8 protein-coding genes are annotated in these 14,333 nt (G+C 72.5%); 3 read left to right on the top strand and 5 right to left on the bottom strand.

Annotated elements, in window-relative coordinates:
• Window positions 1-88: 88 nt before the first annotated feature.
• Window positions 89-943, top strand: a complete 855-nt coding sequence (locus AB0399_RS09810; protein ID WP_366410905.1) for a hypothetical protein — start codon at window positions 89-91, stop codon at window positions 941-943.
• Window positions 944-1,017: 74 nt separating this feature from the next.
• Here AB0399_RS09810 and AB0399_RS09805 read toward each other — a convergent pair whose 3' ends face one another.
• Together AB0399_RS09805 and AB0399_RS09800 are read right to left on the bottom strand one after the other, a co-directional pair.
• Window positions 1,018-1,545, bottom strand: a complete 528-nt coding sequence (locus AB0399_RS09805; protein WP_366410944.1) for an NUDIX hydrolase family protein — start codon at window positions 1,543-1,545, stop codon at window positions 1,018-1,020.
• A 98-nt stretch (window positions 1,546-1,643) separates the two neighbouring features.
• On the bottom strand, window positions 1,644-4,805 hold the full coding sequence (locus AB0399_RS09800) for a glycoside hydrolase family 2 TIM barrel-domain containing protein (RefSeq protein WP_366410943.1): 3,162 nt from the start codon (window positions 4,803-4,805) through the stop codon (window positions 1,644-1,646).
• Window positions 4,806-5,429: 624 nt separating this feature from the next.
• Between AB0399_RS09800 and AB0399_RS09795 the strand changes: the two genes are divergently transcribed.
• Together AB0399_RS09795 and AB0399_RS09790 are read left to right on the top strand one after the other, a co-directional pair.
• The gene (locus tag AB0399_RS09795) at window positions 5,430-7,769 is read left to right on the top strand and encodes a DUF5127 domain-containing protein (protein WP_366410904.1); all 2,340 of its coding nucleotides are present in this window, start codon (window positions 5,430-5,432) and stop codon (window positions 7,767-7,769) included.
• Entirely contained in the window at window positions 7,766-11,041 is a 3,276-nt protein-coding gene (locus AB0399_RS09790) for a TIM-barrel domain-containing protein (protein WP_366410903.1), read from the top strand. The genes AB0399_RS09795 and AB0399_RS09790 overlap by 4 nt, the downstream gene beginning before the upstream one ends.
• A 97-nt stretch (window positions 11,042-11,138) precedes the next feature.
• Here AB0399_RS09790 and rhaI read toward each other — a convergent pair whose 3' ends face one another.
• Genes rhaI through AB0399_RS09775 form a run of 3 tightly spaced genes read right to left on the bottom strand, consistent with a single transcriptional unit; the run spans window position 11,139 to window position 14,242 of the window.
• On the bottom strand, window positions 11,139-12,305 hold the full coding sequence (rhaI, locus tag AB0399_RS09785) for an L-rhamnose isomerase (RefSeq protein ID WP_328471658.1): 1,167 nt from the start codon (window positions 12,303-12,305) through the stop codon (window positions 11,139-11,141).
• Between the two features lie 54 nt (window positions 12,306-12,359).
• Complete coding sequence (locus AB0399_RS09780; RefSeq protein WP_366410902.1) at window positions 12,360-13,889, bottom strand: L-fucose/L-arabinose isomerase family protein; 1,530 nt, start codon at window positions 13,887-13,889, stop codon at window positions 12,360-12,362.
• Window positions 13,886-14,242 (bottom strand): L-rhamnose mutarotase, encoded by a 357-nt coding sequence (locus tag AB0399_RS09775; RefSeq protein ID WP_366410901.1) that lies wholly within the window; start codon window positions 14,240-14,242, stop codon window positions 13,886-13,888. Before AB0399_RS09775 ends, AB0399_RS09780 begins: the two co-directional genes overlap by 4 nt.
• Window positions 14,243-14,333 lie beyond the last annotated feature (91 nt).

Genomic DNA, 14,333 nt, shown 5'->3' with positions numbered 1-14,333 from the left:
TGAGCCCTCGCCCACCGACCCGGCCCCCAACCGACCCACCCCGAACCACCGTTCCGCATCCATTGGCCCGCCCCACACCGGAGATGACATGCGACCCGACCTGCGTTCCCCCGGCTCCTCCCGCCCCGCTCCCGCCGCGTCCCGCACCTCCACCCCCACCCGTATCCGCACCCGTATCCGCTCCCGGCGCCGTACGCTGCTGCGCTCGGCGACCGTCGCCGGGGCGGCCGCGCTGCTCGGCGTCGCCATGACCGGGCAGTCGTGGGCCTCGACGCCCACCTCTTCCTGGAGCACGGGCGCGCCGACCCCGGTCAGCCGGCTCACGCTCCCGATGTCCTTCGAGTCCGCGCCCGACGCCGGCGGCATCTACTTCGCCTACTACACGACGCTGGAGAGCGGCACCCGCCCGTACGCCGGCTTCCAGCCGAAGGAGGTGGACGCCGACGGCCGCCCCACCCTCCAGGCGGTGTTCAGCTCCTTCAACGCCGCGGCCACCACGACCGACGCCAACTGCTCCTACGGCGCGGACGGCGGGGCCGGTGTGAGCTGCGCGGCACGCTTCGCCTACACCAAGGGCACGATGTACGCGCTGGTGCTGCAGCGGGCGAGCGTCACCGGGGACACCCAGCTCATGACCGGGGACGTGGTGGACGAGGCGACCGGCGCGACCGTGACCCACATCGGCAGCTTCAGCCTGCCGTCCGACTCGGGCCGCTTCAAGCCCGCCGACTCCGGCTTCATCGAGCCCTACCTGACCGCCGGGTGCGGCCAGCAGGTCACCGTGACCTACGGCGCCCCGGTCGGCTCGGAGGGCGGCACCGACTACACCGGCGGCCTCCCGGCCGTCACCGACCCGAGCTCGGGCAGCTGCCTCAGCACCACGTCCACCAGCACGCCCCAGGGCCGCCAGGTCACCGTGACCGGGGACACCTCCACCGGGTGACCGGGTGACCGGGTTCACCGGGTGACCTTCTCCACCCGGTGACCGCGCCGTCCGACCCACGCGGCCGGACGGGGTCAGTCCAGGCGGCCGACGTGCGCCAGTGCCTGCTTGAGCAGGATGCCGCGGCCGCCTGGCATCTCCTCCTGGAGCTGCGCCGAGGACGCCTCCTCCGGGGTGAACCAGACCAGGTCCAGCGCGTCCTGCCGCGGCCGGCAGTCACCCGCCACCGGCACGACGTACGCGAGCGAGACCGCGTGCTGCCGCGGGTCGTGGTAGGCCGTGACGCCCTCGGTCGGGAAGAACTCCGCGACGGTGAACGGCTGGAGCGAGGCGGGCACCCGCGGCAGCGCGACCGGCCCGAGGTCCTTCTCCAGGTGCCGGACGAGCGCGTCCCGCACCCGTTCGTGGTGCAGCACCCGCCCGGAGACGAGGCTGCGGCTGACCGTCCCGTCCGGTCCGATGCGCAGCAGCAGCCCGATGTGGGTGACTTCTCCGTTGTCGTCGACCCGCACCGGCACGGCGTCGACGTAGAGGATCGGCATACGAGCGCGGGCCAGCTCCAGTTCCTCGGGAGCCAGCCAGCCGGGCGTGGTGTCGGTCATGTCAGCCATTGCGTGATCGTACGTGGAGCGGCGCGCTCTCCACTATGACGTGGGGTACTCCGAGCAGCGCCGCTCCACCGGGTCATCCGCTCATCCGCTCACCCGGCCGCCGTGGCGGTCAGCGCGCTGACGCGCTGCGCGCCGGCGGGCGTGCCGGGGGCCGCGCTGGTCAGGTCCAGCCGCAGCCGCGCGGTGTGGACGGCGGTGAAGGAGACGACCGTGGGGCTGTCGCTCGCGCTCGCCCAGGAGACGGCCGGGTGCTTCACCGGGGTCCAGCGGTCGCCGTCCCAGTACGACACCGTGACCGTGGCCGGCAGCGTGTGCGTCGCGTCCACGGTGAAGGAGACGGAGACGGTGTCGACGCGGCGGGCGGTGGCCCAGGTGACCGAGACCCAGTCCGCGGGGCGGGCGCCGTTGAACGCGGGCAGCAGCGCGGTGGCGCTCTTGGCGAAGGCGTTGGACCAGCCGGTGGCCGGGTCGCCGTCGAGCATCGCGGCCGGCAGCGAGGAGGGCGAGCCGGAGTAGCTCGCGTCGGCCAGCGGGTAGGACGGGGTGCCGGGGCCGGGGTCCGGGACGAAGCGGACCGGGGGAGTGGCGGCCACCGCGCCGGGCGCGCGCGTGGTGCGCACCGAGGTGGTGCCGCGGTGCAGGCCGGGGGCGCTCGCGGTCACGTCGAGGTGTCCCGCGCTCGTGCCGGAGCGCACGATGGCGAGGGCCTTGCCGTGGAAGGCGGTGCGGGTGGTGGCCTGGTAGCGCTCGGCGCTCTCCTGCTGCCCGTTGTCCAGGCCGGCCAGGGAGCCGCCGGAGACGGTGAAGGTGAGCAGGTGGTCGGCGCCGGGCACCACCACGCCGTGGGAGTCGATCACTTCGGCGGTGACGTAGACCAGCGAGTCGCCGTCGGCCACCGCGGAGGCGCGGTCCGGGGTGAGCCGGACGGCGTGCGGCTCGCCGGCGGTGCGCAGCACGTCGGTGGCCACCACCTTGCCGTTCCTGCGGGCGACCGCCTTCAGCTCGCCGGCGGCGAACGGCACCTGCCAGGTCAGGTGGAGCTTGCCCGCGCTGCCGTTCGGGCTGGTGTAGCTGCCGGGGTAGGCGCCGGTGGTGACGGTCTTGTCGTCGCCGGTCGGCTCGGTGGTCTCCAGGTAGGTACGCCCGTCCACCGTCTTCTTGGTGTCGAAGCGGCGCACCCCGAGCGAGCGGCCGTTGAGGTAGAGCTCGACGGTGTCCACGGTGGAGTACGCCCACACCTCGACGGTCTCGCCCGGCCGGTGGTCCGTCCAGTCCATCGGCAGCAGGTGCACCATCGGCTCGGACGTCCACTGGCTGCGGAAGAGGTGGTACATGTCCTTCGGGAAGCCGGCCGTGTCGACCGCGCCGAAGAACGACGCCTTCACCGGGAAGACGCCGTACGGCGTCGGCTCGCCTATGTAGTCGGTGCCGGACCAGAGGAACTCGCCGGCGAAGAAGGCCCGGTCGCGGTCCTTCTTCAGGCCGTACTCGCCGCTCATGGTCCATGAGGCGAGGTTGTTGTCGAACGAGGAGGTGGCCCGCCGGCCGGGGGTGTGGTTCTCGCCGGTGTTGAGGTGCTGCGGCTCCTGGTAGGTGCCGCGGGTCGAGGTCTCCGAGGACGACTCGGACTCGAAGAGGAACAGGTGCGGGTAGCGGGCGTGCAGCGCGTCCACGGAGGCGGCGGTGTTGTAGTTGAGGCCGAGGCCGTCGAGCTTGGCGAGCATCAGGTCGGCGGGGGAGCCGACCGCCGGCAGGCCGCGGTACTTGTCGGAGCCGATGACGATCGGGCGGGTGGTGTCGAGCGCGCGGATCGCGGCGATCAGCCCGTCGGCCATGGCCAGGCCCGCGGTGGAGGTGGAGTCGGGGATCTCGTTGCCGATCGACCACATCATCACCGCGGGCGAGTTGCGGGCGGCGGACACCATCTCCGCGATGTCGGCGGCGCTGTTGGCGTCGAAGAACCGGCCGTAGTCGTAGGTGTTCTTGCCGGTGCGCCAGCAGTCGAACGCCTCGACCATCATCACGATGCCCAGCTCCTCGCAGACCCGGATCATCTCCGGCGACGGCGGGTTGTGGGAGGTGCGGAAGGCGTTGACGCCCATGGACTTCATGATCGTCATCTGGCGCAGCACCGCGTCGTAGTGGATCGCGGCGCCGAGCGCGCCCTGGTCGTGGTGCAGGTCCACGCCGCGGATCTTGGTGGGCTCGCCGTTGACGGACAGGCCGTGGTCCGGGTCGAGGGTGAAGTGGCGCACGCCGAAGGTGGTGGTGACGGTGTCCACGGTCTCGCCGTGCACCTGGATGTCCGTCTCCAGGGTGTACCGGTTCTCCGGAGTGGCGTACGACCACAACTGCGGTCGCTCCACGCGCAGTTGCGTGGTGACGTCCTGCGCGCCGGTGGCCGCCGCGAGCGTCAGCGGCGAGCTGGCCCGCGCGACCTGGCGGCCCTGGCGGTCCCGGACGGTGTTGACCACGGTGGCGGCGACGGTGCCGCCGGTCTCGTTGACGACGCCGACCTGGGCGCGCACGGTGGCGTAGCCGCTTCCCTGCCTCGGGTTCAGCGTGTCGGCGAGGTCGGGCGTGGTGACGTAGGTGCCGTGCCGGGCGACGTGCACCGGGTCGGTGACGACCAGCCGGGCGTTGCGGTAGATGCCGCTGCCCGAGTACCAGCGGCTGCTGGGCAGTTGGTTGCGGACCTGGACCGCGATCACGTTGGCCGTGCGGCCGTCGGTGTGCAGCAGGTCGGTGAGGTCGTAGGCGAACCCGGTGTAGCCGTAAGGGTGGGTGCCGACCAGGGTGCCGTTGCAGTAGACGGAGCTGTCCATGTAGACGCCGTCGAACTCGACCGAGACGCGGCGGCCCTTGACGGCGGCCGGCAGGGTGAACGACCTGCGGTACCAGCCGAGTCCGCCGGGCAGGAAGCCGGTGCCGCCGGAGGTGTTGTCGGCGGTGGTGGGGGTCTGCTCGATGCTCCAGTCGTGCGGGACGCGGACGGCCCGCCAGCGGGAGTCGTCGTAGCCGGGGTCGGCGGCGTCGGCGTAGGAGCCGGTGGGGTCGGTGATGCCGGCCGGGTTCACCAGCGCGAAGCGCCAGCCGTCCGCGAGGTCGACGGTGCGGGGGAGGGCGGAGTGCGAGCCGGCCGGCCGCGCCGGGTCGGTGTGGGCGCTCGCGGTCGCGGCGAGCCCGGGCAGCGCGGGGGCCGCGGCTCCGGCCGCTCCTGCGATCAGAAAAGACCTGCGGTCGACCGGCATGGTGGGACCCTTCTCGTCGACGCGTGCACCGATGGCGCCCTGAAGAGGCGTCATAACTGACCAGCATTGAACAGAACCAACCAGGAACTCACGGATTCTCGCATCGCCGTACTGTCGCGGGTCAAGGGGTGCGGCACGGCTTTCGCGGTCGCCGACCGCAGGTCGCGGCCGGTGCGCCGGGTCCGGCGGGCGCCTTTACAACGATGGAGAAACCTGGTCGCCACGGCGCCGAACGTGTGCGGTCGCCGTGACGCTCTCCTGGCGCGTGCCAGGCGTGCGGGCTCCTTCGTGCGCGGCTGCGCGAGGCGCCGGCGGCGCTCTCCCCGACCGGCTCGCTCCTCCTGGAGTCGGCTTCAAACCTGCTGATGGGCAAGGGTGTTCGGATATTCACGGGGCGCGGTGTGCCATGGCCGGACATCGCGAAACGCGGCGGAAATCTGTCCGGTACAGGGGATGGACATGACATCTGGGCTGTGCTGTCATCATCTCGCCTCGCTTTACATCGTTGTAGGAATCTCTTCCGACGGGCACGCCCCAAGCCGCGGCTTCGGTCTGCCCCACCCGGGCCGGAGCGCGCGCCCCTGCCATCCCGCTCCGCACGGGAGCGGTTCCTGGAGGAAACCGATGACATACAGAAGCAACGACGTGGCCCCACCCGTCACCGGGCCGCCGGACGGCCCGCCGCCCGTGGAAGCCGCCGACTCCACCGACGCCGACACCACCGTTGCCGCCGCCGGGCCGGGGCAGGGGATGAGCCGGCGCGGCCTGATCCGCTGGACGGGAGCGGCCGGCGTCGTCGGGCTCGGCGCGGCGGGCACCGGGCTGCTGCCGGGTGTCGCGGGCAGCGCGCGGGCCGCGGACACGGCGGCCCCCTCCTCCTCCGCTTCCACCGCCTCCTCCTTCGCCGCCGCGCGGAGCGGCGCGTCCGGGAAGCCGGGCGGCACCACCGCGGTGGACACCGTCTTCGACCCGATCCGGCCGCCGGCGGTGCCGCTGGCGGTGCGCTCGCCGTATCTGAGCGCCTGGCTGCCGGCGAGCAACACCGCCGGCACCTGGCCGACGTTCTGGACCGGCCGCACCACCGCGATGACCGGCATCGCGCAGATCGACGGCGTGCCGTACCTGTTCCTGGGCGCGCCGAACATCGACGGGCAGGTGCTGCGCGGCATGGCGCAGCGCTCGCTGACCACCACCGCGACCCGTTCGGTGTTCCAGTACGAGGCGGCCGGCGTGGAGTTGACGCTGACCTTCCTGTCCCCGGTGGAGCCGGGCGACCTGCGCCGGCAGTCGGTGCCGCTGTCGTACCTGACGGCGGAGGTGCGCAGCGGTGACGGCGCGGCGCACGACGTGAAGCTGTACCTCGACATCTCCGGCGAGTGGGCGCACGGCGACTCCGGCACGAAGATCGGCTGGTCGGGGGAGCAGGTGGCCGGCGCCGGCAGCGGCTCGCTCACCTCGCTGTCGTTCACCCCCGACGGCACCAAGTCCCTCGCGGAGAACGGGGACATGGCGACCTGGGGCACCGTGGTGTGGAGCGCCACCAACCGCCCCGGGCTGACCTGGCAGATCGGCGCCGACACGGTGGTGCGCCCGGCCGCCCTGACCGACGGCAAGCTCGCCGGCAGCGCCGACACCCGCCAGCCGCGCGCGATCAACGACGCCTGGCCGGTCTTCGCCTTCCACTTCGACCTCGGCAGCGTCCACCGCACCGCGCAGCAGGCGGTGCTGTCCGTCGGCCATGTGCGCGAGCCCGCGGTGAGCTACCTCGGCACGCCGCTGCCGCCGCTGTGGAAGTCGTACTGGCCGACCTGGCAGCAGATGGCGGCCTTCTTCCACGGCGACCTCGCCACCGCCGCCACCCGTACGGCCGCGCTCGACCGCAAGGTGCGCCAGGAGGCGACGGCGGCCGGCGGCCCGAAGTACGCGGCGCTGTGCGCGCTGGCGCTGCGGCAGGCGTACGGCGGCACCGAACTGGTCAGCAAGGACGGCAAGCCGTGGGCGATGCTGAAGGAGATCTCCTCCTCCGGCAACGTCTCCACCGTGGACCTGCTCTACCCGGCGATGCCGGTCTTCGCCTGGGCGGACCCGGCCTACCTCGGGCTGCTGCTGGCGCCGGTGCTGGAGTACGCCGAACACGGCGGCTGGCCCAAGGAGTTCGCCGAGCACGACCTGGGCTCCTCCTACCCGAACGCCGCCGGCCACAACGACGGCAACGAGGAGGACATGCCCGTCGAGGAGTCCGCGAACATGCTGCTGATGTCGGCGGCCTACCTGAAGGGCGCGTCCGCCTCGGCCGGGCGGGCCTTCGCCACCGGGCACTACCCGATCCTCAAGCAGTGGGCGGACTACCTGGTCGACAACGCCCTCGACCCGGGCTTCCAGAACCAGACCGACGACTTCACCGGCTTCATCGGGCACAGCGCCAACCTCGCCCTGAAGGGCATCCTCGGCCTGGGCGCGATGAGCGAGGTGGCCGCCGCGGCCGGCAACGCCGCCGACCGCACCCGCTACCTCGGCGTCGCCAAGGACTACATCGGGCAGTGGACCGGCAAGGCGCAGGACACCACCCCCGACCACCTCAAGCTCGCCTACGACCAGCCGGGCACCTGGAGCCTGAAGTACAACGGCTACCCGGACGCGCTGCTCGGCCTCGGCCTGGTGCCGTCCTCGGTCGCCGCCGAGGAGGCGGCGTGGTACCTCACCCAGGTCAACCCCTACGGCATCCCGCTGGACGTCCGGCACGCCTACACCAAGGGAGACTGGGAGATGTGGACCGCCGCCTGGCTGCGTGACCATCCCGTGAGCGCCTACCTCATCGACTCGTACTACGCGTTCGCGCACACCACGCCGTCCCGGGTGCCGTTCACCGACTGGTACGACACCGTCAACGACCGGCCGGCCGGCGGCTTCCAGGCGCGCCCGGTGATCGGCGGCGTCTTCGCCCTGCTGAGCGTGACCCGATGAGCGCGGCGAGGTCGCGCCGCCGGGCGATCGGCGTACGGCGGCGGATCGCGGTCGTGGCCGCGGCGGCGGCCGCCGCCACGGTGCTCACCGGCACCGGACAGGCGGCGTCCGCGCACGGCACGGCCCACCCCCGCATCCCGACCGTGACGTCCGGCGACGCCCGGTTCGAGGTGCTGTCGCCGACGCTGATCCGTACCGAGTACGCCGGCGACGGGCAGTTCACCGACAGCCCGACCTTCAACGCCATCGGCCGGGACTCCTTCACCAGCACGCCGTACACCTCCAGCACCTCCGACGGCTGGCTCACCCTCACCACCAGCAAGGTGACCCTGCGGTACAAGGTGGACTCGGGGGCCTTCACCGCGCAGAACCTCACGGTGGACCAGAACGCGGGCACCACCCCGGTCACCGCCACCCCGTGGAACGGGCTGACCTGCACGGTCGGCGCGCTGTGCGAGGCGGAGGACCTCTCGGCCGCGGGCGTCAGCACCGCGTCGGACCACACCGGGGCCACCGGCACCGGCTTCCTGGCCGGCTTCACCGCGCAGGGCGACTCGGTCTCGGCCGACGTCGACGCCACGTCGGCGGGCTCCTACGAGTTCGACGCCCGGTACGCCAACGCGCTGGGCGGCGACGGCAAGAACACCACCCGCACGCTGTCGTTGACGGTGGACGGCGGCACGGCGCGGACGGTGAGCCTGCCGGTGACCGCGGACTGGGACACCTGGGCCGTCGCGCGGGTGCCGATCGACCTGACCGCCGGCCACCACACGGTGACGCTGGCGCACGCCGCCGCGGACTCCGGCAACGTCAACCTCGACAGCGTCGCGGTGGTCACGCCCGGCGCGTCCTACCCGGGGACGTCGGCCACCGCGATCACGGACTGCCGGTTCGGGGTGAGCTGCGAGTCCGAGGCGGGCCGCGCCACGGGCTCCGCGGTGGTCGCCACGAACCACCAGGGCTACTCCGGGGCCGGCTTCGTCGCGGAGCTGAACCAGGGCGCCGGGCTGACCCACCGGATCGTCGGGGTGCCGGCCGACGGCACCTACCTGCTGCGGGTGCGCTACGCCAACGGCGTCGGCGGCGACGGCCTGCACCAGACCCGCACCATGACGGTCACGGCCGGCGGCGACGACACGACGCTCAGCCTGCCGGCCACCGCCGACTGGGACACCTGGGGCACCGCGTCGGTCCCGGTCACCCTGACCGCGGGCACCGACGACATCACCCTGGGCTGCCCGGACGCGACCAGCTGCCACGTCAACGCCGACACGGTGTCCGTCAGCGACCAGAGCGCGCCCGCGCCCGCGCCGCACATCGCCCTGGGCGGCTACCGCCGCGGCCTGGACGGGGTCAACGGCGACAACGGCGACCCGTCCATCACGCCCGGCCTGCTCTACCGGGACGGCTGGTACCTGCTGGACGACACCTCCTCGGCGCTGTACTCCACCGCGACCGGGACGGCCTCCGCGCGGCCCGGCCACGGCGGCGCGCCCTACCAGGACGGCTACCTCTTCGGCTACGGGCACGACTACCAGCAGGCGCTGACGGACCTGGCCACCCTCACCGGCCCCTCCGAGCTGCTGCCCGAATGGGCCTACGGGGTCTGGTACTCGGAGTACCTGGACCGCACCGCGGCCGACTACGAGAACACCATCCTGCCCGCGTTCCGTTCCGAGGGCGACCCGCTGGACGTCCTGGTCACCGACACCGACTTCAAGTCACCGGCGACCTGGGACGGTTGGGAGATGGACCCGGCCAAGTTCCCCGACCCGAAGGCGTTCTTCGACTGGGCCGCCGGCCAGGGGCTGCACAACACGCTCAACATCCACCCGAGCATCGTCAGCACCGACCCGCAGTTCGCGCAGGCCGAGTCCACCGCGAAGAACAAGCTCGCCAAGAGCGGCTGCGACGGCGACGTGTGCACGTACACCTTCGACTTCGGCGACCCGGACCAGCTCAAGGCGTACCTGGGGCTGCACCAGACGATGGAGCAGGCCGGCGCGGACTTCTGGTGGCTGGACTGGTGCTGCGACAACTCGCAGTCCACGCTGGCCGGTGTCACCCCCGACGCCTGGATCAACCAGCAGTACGCCACCGACGCGGACAAGACCGTCGGGCGCGGGTTCGTGCTCTCCCGGGCCTTCGGGTCACTCCAGTCCGGCGGCTACAGCAGCCCGACCGGCCTGCCGACCGGACCGTGGGCGGACAAGCGCACCACCGTCCACTTCACCGGGGACACCTCCTCCACCTGGGGCACCCTGAAGTTCGAGGTCGGCTACACCCCGGGCGAGTCCGCCTCCACCGGCCTGTCCGCGGTCAGCCACGACATCGGCGGCTTCAACGATGCGACCGGGCTGACCGGCTCCGAGACGTACTCCGACGGCGGGCAGCAGAAGTCCACCACCAAGCTCCCCGACGACCTGTACGCCCGCTGGGTCCAACTCGGCACCTTCCAGCCGGTGGACCGGCTGCACGGCAACCACAGCGACCGGCTGCCCTGGCAGTACGGCACGGACGCGCGCGCCTCCGCGGACAAGTTCCTCAACCTGCGCGAGGACCTGCTGCCGTACACCTACACCCTCGCCCAGCAGGCCAACGCCACCGGCGTCCCGGTGGTCCGGCCGATGTACCTCCAGTACCCGGAGGAGGACAGCGCCTACACCACGGCGGGCAGCGAGTACATGTACGGGCCCGACGTGCTGGTCGCGCCGGTCACCACGCCCGGCACCACCGCCACCACCTCGGTGTGGCTGCCGCCGGGCACCACCTGGACCGACTACTTCACCGGGCAGACCTACCCCGGCGGCACCACGCAGACCATCACCACCGGGCTCGACACGATGCCGGTGTTCGTCCGGGCCGGCGCGGTCGTGCCGACCAGGACCGACCACGTCAGCAGCGACGCGAAGAGCCCGCTGAAGAAGGTCACGCTCACCGTCACCGGCGGCGCGTCGGGCTCGTTCCAGCTCTACGAGGACGACGGCACCTCCGCGGTGCCGGCCCGCTCCGCGACCACGGCCGTCCACTACAGCGAGCGCAAGGGAGTGCACACCCTGCGGATCGGCGCGGCCGACGGTTCCTTCCCCGGCCAGGTCACCAGCCGGCAGTGGACGGTGGCCTTCCGCGGGATCTCCGCGCCCGGCGCGGTGGCCGCCACCGGCGTCCGGCTGCCCAGGACGGCCTGGCACTACAGCGCGGCGGACCACACACTGACCGTCACCCTCCCGGCCCGCAGCGTGCACAGCGCCACCACCGTCACCGTCCGCTGAGATCCCGGGACAGGTGACGGTCAACGGCCCGGGGCGGGACCGGCGAACCGCCGGACCCGCCCCGGGCCGTACCGCTGACGCGGGGACGGACGCGCGCTCAGGCGCCCCAGCCGGCCTGGGTGCCGCCGACCCGGTCGGCGACGATCCGCTCGGCGTAGCCGGACCGCGCGTACGCCGCCATCGGGTCCGGGTCGATCCCCGACTCCGCGCGCAACTCGGCCAGCAGCGGGCGCACATCGGTGTTGAAGGCGTCCATCAGGACGCCGTTGGCGCCCAGCACGTCACCGGCCGCCTGCGCCGCGGCGAGTGCCTCGGTGTCGACCAGCAGCGCCTTCGCGGTGGCCTCCTGCACGTTCATCACCGAACGGATCTGGCCGGGGATCTTGGGCTCGATGTTGTGGCACTGGTCGAGCATGAACGCGATCCCGGAGTCCTCCGCCAGCCCGCCCGCCTGCTTGACCTCGAAGAGGATGCGGAAGAGCTGGAAGGGGTCGGCGGCACCGACCATGAGGTCGTCGTCGGCGTAGAAGCGGGAGTTGAAGTCGAACGCGCCGAGCTTCCCCTCGCGCAGCAGGAACGCCACGATGAACTCGATGTTGGTGCCCGGCGCGTGGTGCCCGGTGTCGACGCACACCTGCGCCCGCTCGCCCAGCCGCAGGCAGTGCGCGTAGGCGGTGCCCCAGTCCGGCACGTCGGTGGTGTAGAAGGCCGGCTCGAAGAGCTTGTACTCCAGGATCAGCCGCTGGTCGGCCGACAGCCGCGCGTACACCGCGTCGAGCGCCTCGGCCAGCCGGTCCTGCCGGGCCCTGATGTCGTCCTGGCCGGGGTAGTTGGTGCCGTCGGAGAACCACAGCTTCAGGTCCCGCGAGCCGGTCCGGTCCATCACGTCCACGCACGCGAAGAGGTGGTCGAGCGCCTTGCGCCGGACGGCCGGGTCGGGGTTGGTGACGCTGCCGAGCCGGTAGTCGTCGTCCTGGAAGACGTTGGCGTTGACGGTGCCCAGCGTGATGCCGGCGTCCGCCGCGGCGCGGCCGAGCTCCGCGTAGTCCGCGACCTCGTCCCAGGGGATGTGCAGGGCGACGGTCGGCGCGACCCCGGTGAAGGCGTGCACCTGGGCCGCGTCGGCGATCTTCTCGAACGGGTCCCGGGGCACGCCCTGTTGGGCGAAGACCTTGAACCTGGTGCCGGAGTTGCCGAACGCCCACGACGGCAACTCGATGCGCTGCGCGCGCAGTACGTTCTTGGCTGCCTCACGACCGGCCATGGGCGGACCTGCTTTCCAGTGCGGACGGTTCTTGCTGACAGTTCGGATCGGTGCTCACAGGGCGACCTCCACCAGGTCCACGCCCAGCAGGTCGGCGGTCGCCCGCAGTTGGGGCAGCAGGTCGCCGACACCCAGCGCCCAGTGGTGCGAGATGCCGGTGGCACTCCACGCGTCGGTCCACTCGCCAGGGTCGCAGCCGAAGTCGACCCGCGAGGTGGTGTTGCCGATCTCCAGCAGCGGCCCGGGGACCACCTCGCCGGTGGAGGCGACGAACCTGAAGGCGCCGTCGCGCTGCTGGGCGATCCCGAAGGTGGTGACCGGGCCGTGCGCCACGTCGAACTCCACGGACACGCCCCAGCCGCGCTTGCCGTGGTAGACGCCCAGGCCGCGCAGCAGCGGCCGCCGTTGGCTGATCGCCAGGTGGGCCGGGCCGTCGTGGCCCATCTCCACCACGTTGTCGCGGAAGTTCAGCGCCTGGAGCTCGGTGAACGAGCCGCCGCCGCCGAGCCGGTCCACGATGAGCATGGCCAGCGAGGTGCGCAGTTCGTACTCGCCGGTGGTGGGCACGCCGCGCGCGGTGAGCAGGGACGCGCCGAGGATCATGCCGGCGCCGAGCCGTTCGTGCTGCTCGCCCTCCAGGCCGCGGTGGTAGTAGGCGAGGCTGTCCAGCGCGAAGTCGTCCGCCAGCCGGTCCAGCCCCACCGACACCTTCGCCGCCCAGCGGAAGTCCTCCTCCTGGACCGTCGGGTCCAGGTCGAACACCTCCCGGGCCAGCGCGATCCGCTCCTCGACCTGCGCGTCGCTGACCGCGGCGACCCGCACCCGCAGGTCGTCGAACTCCAGCACCTCCATGTGGCCGCCGAAGTTCGCCGGGACCAGCGTGAGGTCGGTCGACACGTCGAGCATGCCCGGGTAGAGGTGCCCCATCAGGCCGTGCCGGCCGTGCCGCAGCGCGCCGCGCACCCCGGCCGCCTTGATCCAGCGGCCGATCCGGGCCCAGGCCCGCTCGTCCTCCAGGTACCCCGACACCGAGCGGAAGTCGATGCCGCAGCGCAGGAAGGCGTTGGCCATCTCCGGCAGCGGGCAGGCGCCGCAGTACGCCAGCCACTGACCGGTGTCGAAGGTCGCGTGGTCCATCGCCTCGGTGGGCTGGAGGTTGATCAGCAGCACCGGAGCGCCGCTGCGCTGGGCGATCGGCACCAGCATCGACGCGGTCATGTAGGTGGTGAGGAAGCCGACGATGATGTCGCAGCCGGCCACCCGCAGCGTCTCGGCGGCGCGCGCGGCGTCGGAGGCGTCGGAGACGAACCCGGCGTCCACCACGTCGCAGTCCAGCGCCCGCATCCGCTCCGCCACCCGGTCCGCGGAGCGCTGGAGTTGGGGCAGCAGGTCGGGGAACTGCGGCCAGTAGGCACCGAGTCCGCCGGCCACCAGGCCGACCTTGGTGCGCCGGGCGGTGATGCGCCGCAGCCCGGCCGGCAGAGCGGAAGGCGGCGCGGCGGAGGGCGGCGCGGCGGAGGGCGGCGCGGAACCCGGCTGCCGCGCGGGGCCGTCGGGCTGGGGGGAGTCGAAAGTCGTGGTCATCGGCCGGGTCCTTCTCCACTGGCGTGCAGTTGGTCGTCGAGGTTGAAGATCTGCCGCAGCAGCACGAACCCCTCGTCCGGCGGCTGCCCGTCCAGGCCGGTGAAGTAGGGGGCCATCTCGGCCTGCCAGCGGGCGTTGACGTCGGTGCGGGCCATCGCGGCCTGCGCGGCGGCGAGGTCGTCGGCCTCGACGTATCCGACGATCAGCCCGTCGTCGGCGGCGAAGATCGAGTAGTTGCGCCAGCCGGCCGCGTCGAGCGCGCGCAGCATGTCCGGCCAGACCTGCGCGTGCCGCTCGCGGTACTCGTCGAGCCGGTCGGGCCTGACCCGTAGCAGGAAGCAGTAGCGGTTCATCCGATCGTCGTTCCCTTGTGCTCTCCGGGGCGCCGGGGCGCCCCGGTTGCCGCCGGCGCCGGCCGGCCCCAGGACAGGACCGGCCGGGCGC

Origin of the sequence: Streptomyces sp. NPDC088194, assembly GCF_040702025.1 — a bacterium.
Classification (GTDB): domain Bacteria; phylum Actinomycetota; class Actinomycetes; order Streptomycetales; family Streptomycetaceae; genus Actinacidiphila.
The sequence above is the reverse complement of the archived record's forward strand: the minus strand, read 5'-3'. Positions and strand labels throughout refer to the sequence as shown.

Excerpts from the sequence above, each read along its gene's own strand:
- AB0399_RS09810 (WP_366410905.1), top strand. The coding sequence starts at position 89 with ATGCGACCCGACCTGCGTTCCCCCGGCTCCTCCCGCCCCGCTCCCGCC.
- AB0399_RS09805 (WP_366410944.1), bottom strand. The coding sequence starts at position 1,545 with ATGACCGACACCACGCCCGGCTGGCTGGCTCCCGAGGAACTGGAGCTG.
- AB0399_RS09800 (WP_366410943.1), bottom strand. The coding sequence starts at position 4,805 with ATGCCGGTCGACCGCAGGTCTTTTCTGATCGCAGGAGCGGCCGGAGCC.
- AB0399_RS09795 (WP_366410904.1), top strand. The coding sequence starts at position 5,430 with ATGACATACAGAAGCAACGACGTGGCCCCACCCGTCACCGGGCCGCCG.
- AB0399_RS09790 (WP_366410903.1), top strand. The coding sequence starts at position 7,766 with ATGAGCGCGGCGAGGTCGCGCCGCCGGGCGATCGGCGTACGGCGGCGG.
- rhaI (WP_328471658.1), bottom strand. The coding sequence starts at position 12,305 with ATGGCCGGTCGTGAGGCAGCCAAGAACGTACTGCGCGCGCAGCGCATC.
- AB0399_RS09780 (WP_366410902.1), bottom strand. The coding sequence starts at position 13,889 with ATGACCACGACTTTCGACTCCCCCCAGCCCGACGGCCCCGCGCGGCAG.
- AB0399_RS09775 (WP_366410901.1), bottom strand. The coding sequence starts at position 14,242 with ATGAACCGCTACTGCTTCCTGCTACGGGTCAGGCCCGACCGGCTCGAC.